We start from the raw sequence: 18,111 nt of genomic DNA, 5'->3' as shown, positions 1-18,111 counted from the left end.
AAATGATAAGCAATTTACAAGAGTTAGATAATTATTTAGTTAAATCAAAAGAATATATTGCAAGAGAGTCAGGAAAAAGAGATAAAATCAAGGAACAATTGGAAATACAGAAGGAAGTTATTAAGACTATTGAAATAGAAATAGATTTACTGTCTAAAGTAAGTATATTATTTCAAAAAACTTCAGAGTTTGCCAGAGAACAGGCTAAAAATCAAATTGAATCTTTAGTTACTAAATGCCTACAATTTATATTTGAATCTGACATTGAATTTGTAATTCAAATTGAAGAACAAAGAGGAAAATCAAATGCTGAGTTTTATGTAGTTAATAAAATTGAAGATGTATTGATTAAAACAAAACCTGAGTTATCTAGAGGCGGCGGTGTTGTAGATATTGTTTCTTTAGCTTTAAGAATTGCTTTTTTACAGATTCATAAGCCTAAGATTGAAGGACCTTTAATTTTAGATGAACCTGCTAAGCATGTAAGTGATGAGTTTATTTTTAATGTTGCTGATTTCTTAAAACAAACATCTGAATTATTTAACAGACAAATAATTATGGTAACTCATAACCATCATCTAGCAGCTATAGGGAACAATGCTTATAGGGTAGACATAAAAGGCTCTAAAAGTATGGTAACTAGGATTACATCCTAATACATCTTGACATTATCTTTTAAAAGTAATAAAATTGAGTTATATGGTATATTCTATACAGTTTATTATTTTAATTTATTAGGCTAGTAACATACGCTTATATTTAATGAAAATGAAAATGTAGTATGGAACTTGAAAATTTTATACAATTGGAGGTGTTTAGTTATTGAAATTTTAATTGCAATTCTTGGGGCAATTATTGGAATTCTCGCTGGTTACTTTATAAGAAAAACTATTGGAGAAGGTAAAATAAATAATGCTGAAGAGTTAGCTAAAAAAATCATTGAAGACGCTGAAAGAGATGGAGAAGCTCGTCAGAAAGAACTATTACTAGAAGTAAAAGAAGAAATCCATAGGCTTAGAAGTGAAGCAGAAAAAGAAAATCGCGAGCGAAGATCTGAACTTCAAAAACTTGAGAGGCGAATACTTAATAAAGAAGAAAGTATTGATAGAAAAAGTGATGCGATTGAAAGAAAAGAAGATCTCCTAGCTAAAAAACTTAAAGATGTTGAAGATAAGGAGACTTTAATTGATGATATTTGCAAAAAGCAAGTATTAGAGTTAGAAAGACTTTCTGGTTTAACCTCGGATGAAGCGAAGGAATTATTATTAGATGAGACTAGAAAAGAAATAGTTCATGAATCTGCTATTATGATTAAAGAAATGGAAAACAAAGCTAAAGAAGAGGCAGATAAAAAAGCGAGAGAAATAATATCTACCGCAATACAGAAATGTGCAGCTGATCATGTAGCTGAAACTACAGTAACTGTCGTTGCTCTTCCAAATGACGAAATGAAGGGTAGAATTATCGGAAGAGAAGGTAGAAATATAAGAACTCTAGAAACGTTAACAGGTATAGATTTAATTATTGATGATACTCCAGAAGCAGTAGTTCTATCAGGTTTTGATCCTGTAAGGAGAGAAATCGCTAGAATTGCATTGGAAAAACTTATAGTGGATGGTAGAATACATCCTGCTAGAATTGAAGAAATGGTGGAAAAAGCTAAAAAAGAAGTAGAGAATATTATTCGCGAAGAAGGTGAACAAGCTGCTTTTGATGCAGGTGTTCATGGGATTCATCCAGAGTTAATTAAGCTTCTAGGTAGATTAAAATATAGAACAAGTTATGGACAAAATGTATTGAAACATTCTGTTGAAGTAGCTCATCTTGCAGGCATAATGGCTGCAGAATTAGGAGCTGATGTAAAAATAGCAAAAAGAGCAGGTTTATTACATGATTTAGGAAAAGCAGTGGACCATGAAGTAGAAGGTCCTCATGTTGATATAGGGGTAGACCTAGCTAGAAGATATAAAGAGTCTAAAGAAGTATTACATGGTATTGCTGCTCACCACGGTGATTGTGAGCCACAAACTGTTGAGGCTGTTTTAGTACAAGCAGCTGATGCTATCTCGGCAGCAAGACCAGGTGCAAGAAGAGAAACTCTTGAAGCTTATATAAAGAGACTGCAAAAACTTGAAGAAATAGCAAATTCTTTCGATGGCGTAGAAAGATCTTATGCAATTCAAGCAGGAAGAGAAATTAGAATTTTAGTAAAACCTGATGAAGTTTCTGAAAGTCAGATAATTCATACGGCAAGGGAGATTGTAAAAAGAATAGAGTCTGAATTGGATTATCCAGGTCAGATTAAGGTAAATGTAATCCGTGAAACTAGGGCTATTGAATACGCTAAATAATAATTTTTTAAATAAACACTAAATATGGAAGTAAATAATATAAAAATATATTTAAAAAATTTAATTAGAGGGGGCTAATTTAATGGATGTATTAAAAGTATCAGCAAAATCAAGTCCAAATTCTGTTGCAGGAGCATTAGCAGGTGTATTAAGGGAAAAGGGAGCTGCTGAAATTCAAGCAATAGGGGCGGGTGCTTTAAACCAAGCAGTAAAAGCAGTAGCAATAGCAAGAGGATTTGTTGCTCCAAGTGGAATCGATCTTATTTGTATACCAGCCTTCACAGATATAATTATAGATGGTGAAGAGAGGACAGCTATAAAGCTAATTATTGAACCGAGATAATATTATAAAAAACCTGCCAGCATGGCAGGTTTTTTATACTCTAAAATCTAAAATTGTATAATCATATATATCTTACACTTACTAATTCATCAATATACTTTATTATATAAGGAGGAATTTGATGATTTTTGATTTACATGTACATACAAATCATTCTGATGGATTATTTCCACCAGAAGAAGTGATTGATTTAGCAATTAAGAAAAACTTAGATGGAATAGCAATTACCGATCATGATACTATAACTGGAATTAAAAAAGCTATTGAATACAGTAATAGATATGATAATTTTACTGTAATTCCAGGAATTGAATTTAGTTGTGTATTTAAGGATGAAGAAGTTCATATACTCGGATACTTTATAAATTACCAAGACCCTAGGCTTATTAAGATTATTACTCAATTAAAAAAATCAAGGTTAACTAGAGGAATAGAGATGATTAATAGAATTAATGAATTAGGCTTAGATCTTTCAATAGATGAAGTAAAAGAATTTTCTGGAGAAGAATATATTGGCAGACCTCATATAGCTAGAGCATTAATTAAAAAAGGTTATGTATCGGATATACAAGAGGCATTTAATAAATACTTAGATAGAGGTAAGCCAGCTTATGCTGAAAGATATAAGATAAATATTGATGAAACTATATCATTAATAAAAAGCGTTGGAGGAATTTCAGTTTTAGCTCATCCAGGTATTTTAAAAGATAAAGATATTATAAACTATTGTATTTCATTAGACATAAATGGTTTAGAATGTATACATTCTAAACATAGTAAAGAAGATACCGATTTTTTAATTAATCTATCTAAGACAAATGATTTAATAATTACTGGTGGCTCCGATTTTCATGGTGATCTTATAAATGGAGAATTAATATTAGGTAAATATTTTGTTGATATTGATACAATCCCAGAATTTAAGGAGAGGATATAATTGACTATATATAAGGGACAAAGGCAAAGACAGTTTCCTACAAAAATAAGTACTACTTCTTTTGTAAAGCTTTATATACTACATCTATTAAATGAAAAATCTTACTACGGAAACAAAATTAAAGACGAGATAAAAAGTAGACTAGATAATAGATGGGAGCCAAGTCCAGGTATGATATACCCACTTCTCAGAGAGTTAGAAGGGGAGGGGTATATTGAAGGATGGTGGGACGAACCTGAAAAAAGATCCATAAGAAGATATAGAATAACTGATGAGGGAAAGCGACATTATAAAATATTGTTGCTACAAAATAAAAGTTCTTTCGAAGATTCTTTACTTATTGTTAAAAATGTGTTAAAAGATATATATGGAGAAAGAATATAACTCTATAAAACAAATATTATTTTGGAGGTATGATTTTTATGAATTTTAATTTATCAGAAAAAGGTTTAAGGATAGCACCTTCAATTACTTTGGAGATTACTGCAAAGGCAAAGGCTATGAAAGAATCAGGAATAGATGTTGTTAGTTTTGGAGCTGGAGAACCAGACTTTAATACTCCGGAAAACATCCAAAAAGAAGGTATTAGAGCTATAAAAGAAGGCCTAACTAGATACACTCCAGCTTCTGGGATAGTTGATTTAAAGAAAGCTATATGTGAGAAGTTAAAAAGAGATAACGGTTTAGAATATAAAACAAATAATATTATAATATCCAGTGGTGCAAAGCATTCTATACATAATGCTTTAATGGCAATATTAAACCCTGGTGATGAAGTTATATTTGCTGTTCCATATTGGGTAAGTTATCCTGAATTAGTGAGACTTGCAGATGGTGTTCCTGTTCATATAGAAACAAAGGAAGAAAATGATTTTAAATTTAACGTAGATGATTTAAATAAGGTATTAACTAATAAAACTAAAGCTATTATATTAAATAGTCCAAGCAATCCTACAGGATCTATATATACTGAGGAAGAGTTAAGAAATATAGCAGACTGGGCTGTTAAAAATAATATATTTATTGTTTCTGATGAAATATATGAAAAATTAGTATATGATGATAATAAGCATATTTCTATTGCATCATTTAATAAAGATATAAAGAGATTAACAATACTTATAAATGGTATGTCAAAGGCATATGCAATGACTGGATGGAGAATTGGATATGCCGCTGCTCATGAAGATATAGTTAAAGTAATGAGTAATATGCAAAGCCATGCAACATCTAATCCATGTTCCATATCTCAATATGCAAGTATTGAAGGTCTTTTAGGGGAACAAAGCAGTGTTGAAGAAATGAAAAAACATTTCGTGGAAAGAAGAAATTATATGTATGAAACAATAAATTCAATTAAAGGATTAAGCTGTAGAAAACCTCAAGGTGCTTTTTATATAATGATAAACTTTACACAGCTATTAGGAAAAACAATCAAAGGTAAAGTAATAAATTCATCTTTAGATTTTGCAAGCTTATTACTTGAAGAAGGTAAGGTAGCAGTAGTACCTGGTATAGCTTTTGGTGATGATAAATATATAAGATTATCTTATGCAACATCTATGGAAAATATCAAAAAAGGCTTAGAAAGAATAAAACAAATAGTAGAAGAATAAAATAACATATTTAAAAGAAAAAGGTTGACGTATTATATTTATGTCAACCTTTTTCTTTTAGTCACACTCACACCTAATAAGTTTATGTAATATAGTTACGTAAACTTATTATTGCTAGATCATTAGGAGAAAATAGAATGTAATAAAAAGTTGCTGGTATTATAGGGAAAGATTCAAACTCTAATAATCCGGAAAATATTTAAAATGAAGGTAGGCAATCTAACTAAATATGTTCTAAGGAATAAGGTTAATTTAGGCGATATTTTTGATTTATATAAAATTATTTATCTGTTAAATAATTCAGATCTCAAGGAAACCTATGGTTCTGAGAAAACATCTTGGATATTGGAAAATATGAACTATTAAAGATTATATGAAACTGATTACTACATTCTACTATTTCTTGATAAGAACGTAAATAAAAAATAATAGAAGAATTCAAAGAACAAGAAGGCTATATTAGTTAAGCTATTCTAAATTAATAAATATAGTGTCATTCATATAGAAGTAGAAGAAATAATAAAATTTAATATCATAATAAACATAAATCAACATTAATGAAAACTTTTATCCGATATATTAAAATAAGTTTACGTAATATATTTATGTAAACTTTGTTGAGATTCATTAAAGTTAATAAAGAAGTAATGGTATTAAAACAGATAAAAATATAAATATTATTATATTTAGATACCAACGTTCAAAATAATTATATTATTAATAACCATAATCGGATTATAATAAACTTTAGAAATTAAATCTCAACTAGTATTATTATAAAATATTTATAAAATATTAAAATATATTATTCATCAGCTAGCTATGTAGCAATTATTAAAAATCCATATATAGTTTTGATACAAAATGATCAGTTTTATCCTAACCAGTCATTTAACAGAACCAATATATTAGATATTGATTTAAATCTAATTTAAAATTAATGATTCAAGATTTAACTGTGTATTTTAAATTTAAAAGTGCAATCTTTGTTTTTTGACCTTATAAAATCGATTTTAATCGATTTTATAATATATGTTAATGTAATTTATCATTGAGCATCTAAGAACTAAGTATAAACCTGTTATTAAGGTTAAATAGAATTGTATTATTTAGACATATTTTTAATTGCTATATTATCCAAACAAATCTTTTTAGATTATATAACAGACTGATATCTGTATAACTTTATCTTTTATTGCTTAAAAATATTATCAAAGTTTAAATATCCTAATAATTTGCTTTTTGGATAATTTTGGTGTAAAATAACATTAGTCACAAAATAACTATTTTGTGACTAATGTTATTATGAAAAGGGGGATATAGTGAATAATATACCGCTAATCCTTGAAGATTACTTAAATTACATGGAAACTATTAAAGGTTCCTCTCCAAATACTGTAAAAGAATACTTCTTTGATCTAAGAACATTTTTTAGATTTATTAAATCAAGATATAGATTGGTTGATTCGGAGCAGCCATTTGATGAAATTGATATATCTGATATCGATTTAGATTTAATTAAGAAATTAAAAATTCAAGATTTGCACGCTTACATTTCATACGCTGATAAAAAAAGAAATAATAAAAATTTTGCTAAATCTAGAAAGGTTGCCTCCCTTAGGTCCTTCTTTGATTATCTATATTCCATAGTAAATTTAATAGAAAAAAACCCTACAGAATCTCTTGAATTCCCTAAAACAGATAATAGACATCCTGTCTACCTCACTTTAGAGCAATCAGAAGCATTATTAAACATAGTATTAGAAAACACTAATGAAGAATATAGAAAAAGAGATTATGCCATAATTATGTTGTTTTTAAATTGCGGTTTAAGATTATCAGAGTTATCTAGTATTGATATAGATAAAATAAAGGATAATGATACATTATCTATCATAGGAAAAGGAAATAAAGAGAGAACTATTTTTCTAAATGATGCTTGTATATCAGCTATAGAAGATTATCTATCAGTTAGGCCAAAGAACCCAACAGATGAGAAAGCTATGTTCATAAGTAAAAGAAAAAACAGAATGAGCAATCGTGCTATACAGCATATGATTGATAGATACCTGGAGAAATTAGGTCTAGATACTTCTATCTATTCCACACATAAACTAAGGCATACGGCTGCTACATTGATGTATAAATACGGAAATGTTGATATAAGGGCTTTACAAGAAATCTTAGGACACGAATCGGTATCTACAACGCAAATATATACTCATATAGATAATGATAGACTTAGAGAAGCTGTAAAAAGCAATCCATTGTCTAATAGAACCAACAAAAAAAGCTAAGAATTTTCTTAGCTTTTTTGTTGCCTTATTGGTTTATAATCGGAACTTTAATACGATCTCCAGGATAGATATAAAAATCTTCCATTTCGTTAAACTCTTTAATATCGTACACCAGTTTCCTCACATCAGTTTTTGGAGGAAGATAATTTAAAGCAATATTCCATAGTGTATCCCCTTCTACTACTTTTACTTCTTTGTAACCAACTTTATACACCGAACTATAAGCCCTATTTCTTGATAATAAAATAAATGAAAAAATTAGTATGAATGTAAACGATGAAGTAACGAATAAATAAAATCTTGTTTTGTTAACTATCCTATACCTTTTCTTCATAACCCACCTCGCACGTTAGTTCTGAACAATCGTTCTATAGATATTCTACACAAACGTAGGTTCTTTGTCAATAGTTTTTCCAAATAAAACGAACCTTTGTTTGAAAAATAATAGATAATATGATATAATAAATCAAAATTAAACTTATTAAAATATATTATGAATGAGAGGTGTGTTTTATGTATGAAGATTTAACTCAGAAGCAGATTGAAATTTTATTATATATAAAATCTGAGGTTCAAAGGCAAGGTTATCCACCATCTGTTAGGGATATTTGCAAAGGTGTTAATTTGAAATCTACTTCAACTGTTCATAGTCATTTAGAAAAACTTGAGGCCAAAGGATATATTAGAAAGGATCCTACAAAGCCAAGAGCAATTGAAATTCTTGACAGAAATGATGACTTTTTACTTGTATCCAAAAAAACTGTTGACATACCTATTTTAGGCAAGGTAACTGCAGGTGCCCCTATATTAGCCGTAGAGAATATTGAAGATACTTACCCTGTACCTGTAGAACTTGTTGAAGGACATGATGTATTTATGCTTAAAATTCAAGGCGAAAGTATGATTGACGCGGGAATTTTAGACGGTGATTTAGTCTTAGTTAGAGAGCAAAAATCCGCATTAAACGGAGATATAGTAGTAGCTTTATTAGAAGATGAAGCTACAGTTAAAAGATTTTTTAAAGAAAAAGATAAAATAAGATTACAACCAGAAAACCAGTTTATGGAACCTATATATACTAAAGATGTATCTATTTTAGGAAAAGTCATAGGGTTGTTTAGAAAAATGTAAAAATAATAGAAGGAGTAATATATTGTTGTATAATATATTACTCCTTTGCGAATTAAACCTATTTCATGAATACCTCATTAAATAAAATTCACTAAATCTATATAATGCTTTAACAAATTACAGCTCAACATTCCAAGTCCTAACGTTTATTTAAAAAACTTTTCGTACCTTTATTAAAACCAGTTAGTAATTAACTTTCCTATTTCCTATCATAATAATCAAGACTTATTCAAATACCAAAGAATATAAGATTACCCTCTATACACTATAGCTTATAAAACATCTATTAATATATATCTTACTATATTATTATATCTTGAACCATTTTCTCAACATCTGAATCTAAAATATCCAGAATATTTATTTCATTACCTTCTTTATCTATTCCTTCTCAGTAAGTTAATTATAAATTGTATACTTATCATCTAATCATCTACTTCGCATATAAAATTCACCCAACTTTATTTAATTTATACGAAATATCATAATCCTTAATTAAATATCCAGTTAGTCTTTTTTCTCTTATAGCTATAGTACATCCTATTCTAGAGTATTATAACCTAAATTAAAATTAACAACTTTTCATCAAATCTAGTCTTACAATGAAAAAGTTTACGTAATATAGTTACGTAAACTTTTTTCCGATTTATACTTCAAGTTAAATATTTCTTCCATTTATTTTTTAGGAAAGTTTTATACACTTAGTTACCAATTAATATAATTAATTCATCATATCTCAATGATTACTGCCAAATATAATAATTATTATAATACCTTGATTCCATCAATTAGATTTTTCCTATATAAATTATTTAAGGATTTCATTACACCTAACTTACAATGTTCATAAGTTAGTCCACCTTGATAATATGCAAAATAAGGCTCCCTTATTGGTCCATCTGCACTAAGCTCAATAGATGAGCCTTCAATAAAGCCACCTGCTGCCATAATAACTTTATCCTCATATCCCGGCATATCCCAAGCCTCAGGGACTACATATGAATCTACTACAGAGGCTGCCTGAATTCCCCTACAGAATTCAACAACTCTTTCAGGATTATTTAACTGTACTCCTTGAATTATATCAGATCTTAAATCATCAACCTTAGGAACCACATTAAATCCCAGTTCTTTATATACAATTGCTACTAACAACGCTCCCTTAACTGCCTCAGATACTATATGGGGTGCTAAAAAGAGTCCTTGTAAAGTAGATCTAGTTGTTCCAAAAGTAAGTCCGCATTCTTTTCCCAATCCTGGTGCAGTTAATCTATTGGCAATCTGTTCTACCAAAATAGATTTACCTACAACATACCCTCCTGATAAAGCAATTCCTCCTCCTGGATTTTTTATTAATGATCCAGCCATAATATCAGCCCCTACATCAGTAGGCTCTCTAAACTCAAGGAATTCTCCATAACAATTATCAACCATAATGATTACATCTTTATTATATTTCCTAATGGATTTAATTGCAGTTTCGATTTCATCGATTGTTAATGCCCTTCTATCACTATATCCAGTAGATCTTTGAATCATAAGAATTTTAGTATCTTTAGATATATTTTTTATCACTTCTTCAACATTGATAATATTTTCTCTTAAAGGAATTTCCTTATATATAACTCCATAGTCCATAAGAGTTCCAGACATATTGCCTTTGACGCCTATTACTTTCTGAAGAGTATCATAAGGTGCTCCTGTTATGGCTACAAGTTCATCTCCAGGCTTCAAAATACCAGATAGAGTTAATGTAATAGCATGGGTTCCTGAAGCAATAGCAGGTCTAACAAGGGCGTCCTCTGTATTAAATACATGGGCATATATTCGTTCTACTTTATCTCTTCCTATATCTCCATATCCATACCCTGTTGTCCAATTAAAATCTGTAGAAGCCAATTTACATTCCTGCATTGCATTTATAACTTTATATTGATTGTATTCTTTAATTTCATTAATTCTATTAAATTTATCTAGAATTAAGTTTTCTTTTTTATTAACAAATTCAACAACTTCTTTATCTATGTCGAATTGTTCACATAATCTTTTTATGGTTAATCCGTTCATTCAATTCACCTTTCCTTAATTTTAAAATACAAAAGCCTCTGATAATTTCAGAGACCTTTTGCAAAACTAAACTATTAAATAATTAGTTATCTAAGTCTATCTGTTTCGTAGGTATTATTGTAGAAATAGCATGTTTATATATTAATTGCTGCTTTTCTTCGCTTTCTAGAACTATAGTATAGTTATCAAACCCTTTTACTTGCCCTCTTATTTGATAACCATTAACTAAAAATATTGTTATTCCGATTCCATCTTTACGAGCTCTGTTTAAGAAAACATCTTGTAGACTTATATTCTGTTTCATACTTATTCCTCCCTTATATTAATTATAATCTTATCTTTAGAATAGTCAATTATATATTGACTTAAATCATTAAGATTAGAAAACTCATCTACATTTACCCATTTAATTCTATTATCCCTTCTAAACCATGTTAGTTGTCTTTTCGCATAGTTTCTTGTACCCTGTTTAATTAACTCTATGGACCTATTTAGTGAAATATCCCCTTCTAAATACATTATAATCTCTTTATAACCAATACCCTGCATAGATATAAGATTCTTACTATATCCCATTTTTAAGAGCTTCTTTACTTCATCTATAAGTCCCTCTTCAAGCATTATATCTACTCTAAGGTTTATTCGATTATATAATTTCTTCCTATCCATATTTAACCCAATCATTACCAAATTATAATCTTCTACAGGCTTTCTAAAATTCTTATTATGCTCAGACATTGGTTTGCCTGTTAGTTTAAATATTTCTATTGCCCTAATTATTCTTTTCTTATCATTAACACTTATTCTTTTAGCACTTTCTATATCTATTTTCTGTAATTCTTCATGCAAATATTCATTTCCATATTCATCAGCTAAATATTCAAGTTTAGCTCTAACTTCATCATTTGGCGCCACCTGAGTAAAATTCAGATTATATACTAAAGAATTAATATATAATCCAGTTCCACCAGCAACAATAGGCAATTTTCCCTTATTATTAATATCCTTAATTAATTTAATAGCATTACCCTTAAAATCGGCTACAGTAAAATCTTCATCTGGAGAAATTATATCTATTAAATAATGAGGAATATCTTCCATTTCTGCTTTAGTAATTTTGGCCGAGCCTATATCCATATGTTTATATATTTGCATAGAATCAGCCGAAATAATTTCTCCATTCAATTTTTTAGCTAACTCAATAGATAATGCTGTTTTGCCTATAGCTGTAGGTCCTATTAAAATAAATAAATTATTTTTACTTTTCATTATATCATCCTTCTACATAATCCTTAAAAATGCCTTTTCTATATCTGTTTTGCTCATTTTTAAAACAGTTGGTCTGCCATGGGGACAGCTATGGGGATTATTACATTTTTTCAATTGTTCAAATAAGCTAAGTATCTCAATCTTACTCATATGATCCCCACTTTTAACAGCCTTTGTGCAAGCTATCTTCATAATTTTATCTAATTTAGTATCATAGTTGCTTTTAATATTATTAATATTATCTAATAAATCATAGAACAATCCTTTAATCTTAGGTGTACCAAAAATCAAAGGAACAGATCTTATAACCACACTATTATTTCCAAACTCCTCAACATCGAACCCTAACTTTTTAAAAATTGATGCATTTTCTAAAAAATTGTTCATCTCTGAATTTGTTAATTCAGCAATCTCAGGAACCAAAAGCTGTTGAGCAGTTATACTTTCATTCTTATATTCCTCTAAATATTTTTCATACATGACTCTTTCGTGAGCAGCATGCTGATCAATAAAATATAAACTATCATTTACTTTATCCTCAGCAAGTATATAAGTATTAAATACTATCCCTATTGGTTCAATATTTGAAAGAATATTTTTAATATTTTCAGATGAATCATCAACATTTATCTCATTGTAAACCCTATATTCGTTATTAGTATTTTCACTAATTATAGATTCACTTTCTGCAATTATACTGAGTTCACTATTAGATAGGCTTTCTTCTGCGAATATTGTTTTATTAGTAAAGTCCTTAACTATAATATCATCCTGTACATCCATATTTATATCCGTATTCTTTTGCATAAACAATAATGGAGTATTTTCTTCCTTAATCACCTCATTTTCTTTAAACTTTACTTTAGGTACTGATAAAGAAGGATATAGTGCATTGTTTATAGCTTTATCTATTACCGAAAATATCTGAGATTGATTAGAAAATTTGATTTCCTGCTTTGTAGGATGTATATTTACATCTATACTACTAGGATCCAATTCTATAAAAAGAATAAAGCATGGAAATCTATTTAGTGGAATAATTGATTTATAACGATTCTCGATAGCATTAGATATATTAATATTATATATATATCTTCCATTAATATATATATACTGATGATTTCTATTACCTCTATATAGATTATTATTAGATATATACCCATGAATATGGATTCCAGATTCTTCAAAATTAATCTCAATTAAATTATTTGAAAATTCTTTTCCTAAAATACTATATATATGTGCCTCCATATTTTTATTTTGAGGAGTTTTTAAAACAACTTTATCATCTCGTATAAATTTAAACGAAGTGTTTAAATTTCCAAGAGCCACTTTATATACTATATCAGAAATTTGATTGGATTCAATTAAATTCGATTTCAAAAATTCTTTTCTCACTGGCAAATTATAAAATAAATCTTTTACAATAAGAGTAGTTCCCTTTGGACATCCTACAACTTCTTTAGAAACAATTTTTCCTTCTTCTACCACGGCATGAGTGCCTCCTATTGCATTTTTAGTTTTAGTCATTACCTCTACCTTAGAGACATGGGATATACTTGCTAAAGCCTCTCCTCTAAACCCTAAAGATCTTATTTTATACAAATCTTCAATAGATGATAATTTTGATGTTGAATGTCTTCTAAAAGCTAGATTTAAATCATCATCTTCAATTCCATCTCCGTCATCTGTAACTCGAATGTAAGATTTACCACCATCTCTAATTTCAATAGTTATATTATTCGAATTAGCATCTAAAGAATTTTCAATTAACTCTTTCACTATAGATGAAGGTCTTTCAATGACCTCACCAGCAGCAATTTTTTGTATAGTAATATTATCTAATAGTTTTATTTTACCCATTATTATCTCTCCTTAGATTCTTAGCATCCTCCTTTAAACTATAAAGGATATTTAAGGCTTCTATAGGCGTCATACTATTTATATCTAGATTTAGAACCTTATCAAGGTAGTAATCTTTTTTATAATCTATTAAATTTAACTGTTTTGGTTCTTCTGTTGGTATATTATTAATATTTATCTGATGATTACCTTCAATTAATGATAATATCTCATTAGCCCTATTAATGATACTTTTATCTATGCCAGCTAATTTAGCAACTTCTATTCCGTAGCTTTTATTTGTGCTTCCCTCAACTATTTTTCTTAAAAATACGATTTCGTCTCCTTTTTCTTCTGCAACTATTGTTAAATTCTTTATGCCCTTATTCTTTTCTTGAAGCTGAGTTAGTTCATGGTAGTGAGTTGCAAATAAGGTCTTTGCCTTTATAACATTTGTAATATGCTCTACTATGGCCCATGCTATACTTAAACCATCATAAGTGCTCGTACCTCTACCTACCTCATCTAAAATAATTAAACTATTCTTAGTGGCAGACTTTATAATATTAGATACTTCATTCATCTCAACCATAAAGGTACTCTCCCCTTGGGATAGATTATCTGCAGCACCAATTCTAGTAAAAATCCTATCTACTATGGATATATCTGCGCTACCTGCTGGTACAAAAGATCCTATATGTGCTAAAAGTGTAATGATAGCTACTTGTCGCATATAAGTTGATTTACCAGCCATATTTGGTCCTGTAATTATTTGAACCATATTATTATTTGTATCTAAATAAGTATCATTTGGTACGAATAAGTTATTTTCAATATTGTTTTCTACTACAGGATGTCTTCCATCCACAATATTAACTATTCCTTTTTTATTAAGACTTGGTTTAACGAAATTAAATCTATATGCTACTTGTGCAAATGCATTTAATACATCAACCTGAGATATTATTCTACTTGCGTTTTGAATTCTTACAATATTTTTTTTAATTTGATTTCTAATATTAGTAAAAATTTGATATTCTAAATCTAAAGATTTAACCTCTGCGCCTAGTATTTTATCTTCCATATTCTTCAATTCTTCAGTATAATATCTCTCTGAATTAGTCAATGTTTGTTTTCTAATAAAATAATTAGGAACTAAAGAAATATTAGACTTAGTAACTTCAAAATAATATCCATAAATCTTATTAAATCCAATTTTTAGATTCTTAATACCAGTTTTTTCTCTTTCTTTAGATTCTAAGTCTGCCAGCCACTCTTTTCCTCTTAAGCACGCTTCTTTAACTTCATCTAATTCCACATCATAGCCTTCTTTTATTAGCCCTCCATCCTTTAAAGAGATGGGAGGATTCTCATTAATACTTTTATCTAGTAATAAATAAACATCCTCTAATGTATCGAGATTAATACTCATATTATTCAATTCACTGTTATCAGAACTTTGTAATACAACCTTTAAATCTGGTAATACAGAAATAGAAGATTTTAAAGAAATCAAATCTCTCGCATTACAATTCCCATTGGATATTTTACTAGTAAGCCTTTCAATATCATATATTTGCTTTAAAAGAGATTTACTCTCATCCATAATTAAAATATTATTTAAAAAATATTCTACTACACTATTTCGTCTTTCTATATCCAGTATATTAATTAAAGGTTGCTCTAACCATTTTTTTAGAAGTCGACCACCCATTGAGGTAGATGTTTTATCTAATAATCCGATTAATGCTCCCTTTCTATCTTTTTTTATAATAGTTTCATGTATTTCAAGGTTAGCTCTAGTGTTTATATCTAATATCATATAATTATTAGGCTTATAATAGGACAAATTATTAATATGCTCTAAAGAAGATTTTTGTGTAATATATAAATACTCTATTAATTTACCAGTTGCAATAACAGAATATATTTTTTTATTTAATCCCAATTCTTCTAAAGATGATATATTAAAATGTTTTAAAATTACAGCCGACCAATCTTTTTCTTCTGCTTCTGCATTATTATAAATATTAATATAGGGATTAATAGTATTTTTTAAAACTCTTAGAATCTTTGTATTTTCGCTAAACATTTCATTACATATGATTTCTGAAGGAAGTATCTTACCAATCTCATCTATGATAAAAGAGTTGATTGTCTCATATTCTCCTATAAATTCTGTAGTATACATCTCTCCAGTTGAGTTATCCACATATGAAATTCCAATTCCTGTATTGTCTAAATAAATAGATGCTAAATAGTTATTAGATTTCTCATCTAAAATAGCCTGATCTGTTATAGTACCAGGAGTAACAACCTTTATTACATCCCTTTTTACAATTCCCTTAGCCAATGCAGGATCCTCTATCTGATCACATATAGCCACCTTATATCCCTTTTCCACTAATCTAGATATATAAGAGTCACATACATGGTGAGGTACTCCACACATTGGAGCTTTCTCATTCATTCCACAATCTCTCTGAGTTAAGGTTATTTCTAATTCCCTTGAAGCAATTAAAGCATCTTCAAAAAACATTTCGTAGAAATCTCCTAACCTAAAGAAAAGTATGGAATCTTTATATTGTTTTTTTATACTCATATATTGTTGCATCATTGGTGTTAAATTTTCCAAAATATTTCCTCCTTTGGGCAAGAACAAATTAAACTAAGTTGCCCTCTAGCGTAAAAGTTTTAACATTTTCAATCTTCACATTAACCATGGAACCTATAAGTTGTTTACCACCTTTAAAATGAACAAGTTTATTAGCTCTTGTCCTTCCAGTTAAAACTTCCGTGTTGTTTTTACTTACTTCTTCCACTAATACTTCAAATGTTTCTCCTATCAAACTTTGATTTATTTCTAAACCGATATCATTTAATGTGTCTGTTAATCTCTGAAATCTATTATGCTTTATTTTATCATCTATTTGGTTTTCCATTCTTGCAGCTTTAGTTCCTTCCCTCATAGAGTATAGGAAAGTAAAAGCTGAATCAAACCTTACTTCTTTAACCAGTTTTAATGTGTCATTGAAATCCTCTTCTGTTTCTCCTGGAAAACCTATTATAATATCAGTTGTAATTGATATATTTGGTACTGCCTTTTTTAATTTAGTGATAATCTTTAAATAATCTTCTTTGGTATAATGCCTATTCATTTCTTTTAACATTCTATCACTACCTGACTGAACAGGTAAATGTAAATGTTCACATAATTTATCTAAAGTAGCATAACAATTGATTAACTCATCCGATAAATCCTTAGGATGAGATGTCATAAACCTAATTCTTTCAATTCCATCTATCTTATTAATATCCTTCAAAAGATCAGTAAAACTATAATCTCTATTTAAATTTTTCCCATAAGAATTTACATTTTGACCTAATAGCATGATTTCTTTACATCCATTTTTAGCTAATTCTTTTATCTCATTAATTATATTCTCCGGTTCCCTACTATTTTCTCTTCCCCTAGTATACGGAACTACACAATAGGTACAAAAATTATTACATCCATATATGATATTAACGAAAGCTTTATAGGAATATTTTCGATTAGCATTTATATTTTCATCTATTTCCTTAATATCTTCAAATACATCTACAGTAGTCTCACCAGTTTGCAAATGATTATCAATCAACTGAGGTAGTTTATGAATATTATGTGTTCCAAATATTATATCCACATGTTTGTGTTTAGATAATATAACATTTCTAATATCTTCCTTCTGCATCATACATCCACAGATTGCAATCATTAAATTAGGGTTTTGTCGTTTCAATTTCTTTAAAGAACCAAGATGCCCATATACTTTAACCTCTGCATTCTCTCTAATTAAACAAGTATTATATATTATAAAGTCTGCCTCTTCTATATTTTCAGTTTCAATATAGTTCATATTTTCCAGTATCCAAGATATTTTCTCAGAATCGTGTTCATTCATTTGACAACCATAGGTTTTCTTGAGATAGGTTTTTCTTTTCCCAGTCTTTACAAAGTATTCGTCATTTAACTGTCTTATTTTATCCATAAAATATTCTTGCTTCATTAAGTTGTCTTGGAGAATATCTATATCTTCATTTTTTCTTTCGTTCATGTTTTTCCTCCTCAATAATTATCTAACTCATTATATTAGATTATACCAAACCTTATAGAATAAAAAAAGACTAGGAAACTAATCCTAGTCTAAAGTTCTTTCATAAATAAATTAACCTGTTGTGCTAGTAAATTTGAGATTAGATAAATTTACCAATTATT

At 28.7% G+C, this 18,111-nt stretch carries 15 protein-coding genes; 8 read left to right on the top strand and 7 right to left on the bottom strand.

Annotation, left to right across the window (positions count from 1 at the left end; all coding sequences use genetic code 11):
- Positions 1 to 2 precede the first annotated feature (2 nt).
- The 7 genes from ABWP20_RS07880 to ABWP20_RS07850 all read left to right on the top strand — a co-directional run bounded on the left by ABWP20_RS07880 (position 3) and on the right by ABWP20_RS07850 (position 7,544).
- A complete protein-coding gene (locus ABWP20_RS07880; protein WP_353095242.1) occupies positions 3 to 656 on the top strand; it encodes an AAA family ATPase in 654 nt (217 codons plus the stop codon).
- A 138-nt stretch (positions 657 to 794) separates the two neighbouring features.
- Entirely contained in the window at positions 795 to 2,351 is a 1,557-nt protein-coding gene (gene rny, locus ABWP20_RS07875) for a ribonuclease Y (protein ID WP_353095315.1), read from the top strand.
- 82 nt (positions 2,352 to 2,433) lie between these two features.
- Positions 2,434 to 2,694 carry a stage V sporulation protein S gene (locus ABWP20_RS07870; protein WP_094900137.1) on the top strand — a complete coding sequence of 87 codons (261 nt, stop codon included), beginning with the start codon at positions 2,434 to 2,436 and terminating at the stop codon, positions 2,692 to 2,694.
- A gap of 121 nt (positions 2,695 to 2,815) precedes the next feature.
- A complete protein-coding gene (locus ABWP20_RS07865) occupies positions 2,816 to 3,631 on the top strand; it encodes a PHP domain-containing protein (protein WP_353095241.1) in 816 nt (271 codons plus the stop codon).
- Positions 3,632 to 4,015 carry a PadR family transcriptional regulator gene (locus ABWP20_RS07860; RefSeq protein ID WP_353095240.1) on the top strand — a complete coding sequence of 128 codons (384 nt, stop codon included), beginning with the start codon at positions 3,632 to 3,634 and terminating at the stop codon, positions 4,013 to 4,015.
- Between the two features lie 38 nt (positions 4,016 to 4,053).
- Complete coding sequence (locus tag ABWP20_RS07855) at positions 4,054 to 5,247, top strand: pyridoxal phosphate-dependent aminotransferase (RefSeq protein ID WP_353095239.1); 1,194 nt, start codon at positions 4,054 to 4,056, stop codon at positions 5,245 to 5,247.
- Between the two features lie 1,322 nt (positions 5,248 to 6,569).
- Positions 6,570 to 7,544 (top strand): tyrosine recombinase XerC, encoded by a 975-nt coding sequence (locus ABWP20_RS07850; protein WP_353095238.1) that lies wholly within the window; start codon positions 6,570 to 6,572, stop codon positions 7,542 to 7,544.
- Positions 7,545 to 7,569: 25 nt separating this feature from the next.
- Here the strand turns inward: ABWP20_RS07850 and ABWP20_RS07845 are convergent, their stop codons facing one another.
- On the bottom strand, positions 7,570 to 7,878 hold the full coding sequence (locus tag ABWP20_RS07845) for a LysM peptidoglycan-binding domain-containing protein (protein WP_353095237.1): 309 nt from the start codon (positions 7,876 to 7,878) through the stop codon (positions 7,570 to 7,572).
- 179 nt (positions 7,879 to 8,057) lie between these two features.
- On the opposite strand from ABWP20_RS07845, the gene lexA reads away from it, so the two are divergent.
- Positions 8,058 to 8,675, top strand: a complete 618-nt coding sequence (gene lexA / locus ABWP20_RS07840) for a transcriptional repressor LexA (RefSeq protein WP_353095236.1) — start codon at positions 8,058 to 8,060, stop codon at positions 8,673 to 8,675.
- A 765-nt stretch (positions 8,676 to 9,440) separates the two neighbouring features.
- On the opposite strand, the gene ABWP20_RS07835 is transcribed toward lexA, so the two are convergent.
- From ABWP20_RS07835 to miaB, 6 genes are all read right to left on the bottom strand, one after another.
- Positions 9,441 to 10,742 (bottom strand): methionine gamma-lyase family protein, encoded by a 1,302-nt coding sequence (locus ABWP20_RS07835; RefSeq protein WP_353095235.1) that lies wholly within the window; start codon positions 10,740 to 10,742, stop codon positions 9,441 to 9,443.
- An 82-nt stretch (positions 10,743 to 10,824) separates the two neighbouring features.
- Positions 10,825 to 11,046, bottom strand: coding sequence for an RNA chaperone Hfq (gene hfq / locus ABWP20_RS07830; protein ID WP_353095234.1), 222 nt, complete (start codon positions 11,044 to 11,046; stop codon positions 10,825 to 10,827).
- A 2-nt stretch (positions 11,047 to 11,048) separates the two neighbouring features.
- Positions 11,049 to 12,011, bottom strand: coding sequence for a tRNA (adenosine(37)-N6)-dimethylallyltransferase MiaA (miaA, locus tag ABWP20_RS07825; RefSeq protein WP_353095233.1), 963 nt, complete (start codon positions 12,009 to 12,011; stop codon positions 11,049 to 11,051).
- 12 nt (positions 12,012 to 12,023) lie between these two features.
- Positions 12,024 to 13,874 carry a DNA mismatch repair endonuclease MutL gene (mutL, locus tag ABWP20_RS07820; RefSeq protein WP_353095232.1) on the bottom strand — a complete coding sequence of 617 codons (1,851 nt, stop codon included), beginning with the start codon at positions 13,872 to 13,874 and terminating at the stop codon, positions 12,024 to 12,026.
- A complete protein-coding gene (mutS, locus tag ABWP20_RS07815; RefSeq protein WP_353095231.1) occupies positions 13,867 to 16,488 on the bottom strand; it encodes a DNA mismatch repair protein MutS in 2,622 nt (873 codons plus the stop codon). Before mutS ends, mutL begins: the two co-directional genes overlap by 8 nt.
- A gap of 28 nt (positions 16,489 to 16,516) precedes the next feature.
- Positions 16,517 to 17,884 carry a tRNA (N6-isopentenyl adenosine(37)-C2)-methylthiotransferase MiaB gene (gene miaB, locus ABWP20_RS07810; RefSeq protein ID WP_503012518.1) on the bottom strand — a complete coding sequence of 456 codons (1,368 nt, stop codon included), beginning with the start codon at positions 17,882 to 17,884 and terminating at the stop codon, positions 16,517 to 16,519.
- Between the last annotated feature and the right edge of the window lie 227 nt (positions 17,885 to 18,111).

Source organism: Tissierella praeacuta (assembly GCF_040396155.1).
Classification (GTDB): domain Bacteria; phylum Bacillota; class Clostridia; order Tissierellales; family Tissierellaceae; genus Tissierella; species Tissierella praeacuta_A.
Note: the sequence above shows the minus strand (reverse complement) of the source record. Positions and strands in the feature narration are given on the sequence as shown.

What these genes read in the sequence shown, in the direction of transcription:
- ABWP20_RS07865 (WP_353095241.1), top strand. Translation starts at nt 2,816, where the DNA reads ATGATTTTTGATTTACATGTACATACAAATCATTCTGATGGATTATTT.
- mutL (WP_353095232.1), bottom strand. Translation starts at nt 13,874, where the DNA reads ATGGGTAAAATAAAACTATTAGATAATATTACTATACAAAAAATTGCT.
- ABWP20_RS07855 (WP_353095239.1), top strand. Translation starts at nt 4,054, where the DNA reads ATGAATTTTAATTTATCAGAAAAAGGTTTAAGGATAGCACCTTCAATT.
- lexA (WP_353095236.1), top strand. Translation starts at nt 8,058, where the DNA reads ATGTATGAAGATTTAACTCAGAAGCAGATTGAAATTTTATTATATATA.
- ABWP20_RS07870 (WP_094900137.1), top strand. Translation starts at nt 2,434, where the DNA reads ATGGATGTATTAAAAGTATCAGCAAAATCAAGTCCAAATTCTGTTGCA.
- miaA (WP_353095233.1), bottom strand. Translation starts at nt 12,011, where the DNA reads ATGAAAAGTAAAAATAATTTATTTATTTTAATAGGACCTACAGCTATA.
- miaB (WP_503012518.1), bottom strand. Translation starts at nt 17,884, where the DNA reads ATGGATAAAATAAGACAGTTAAATGACGAATACTTTGTAAAGACTGGG.
- hfq (WP_353095234.1), bottom strand. Translation starts at nt 11,046, where the DNA reads ATGAAACAGAATATAAGTCTACAAGATGTTTTCTTAAACAGAGCTCGT.
- ABWP20_RS07880 (WP_353095242.1), top strand. Translation starts at nt 3, where the DNA reads ATGATAAGCAATTTACAAGAGTTAGATAATTATTTAGTTAAATCAAAA.
- ABWP20_RS07835 (WP_353095235.1), bottom strand. Translation starts at nt 10,742, where the DNA reads ATGAACGGATTAACCATAAAAAGATTATGTGAACAATTCGACATAGAT.
- ABWP20_RS07845 (WP_353095237.1), bottom strand. Translation starts at nt 7,878, where the DNA reads ATGAAGAAAAGGTATAGGATAGTTAACAAAACAAGATTTTATTTATTC.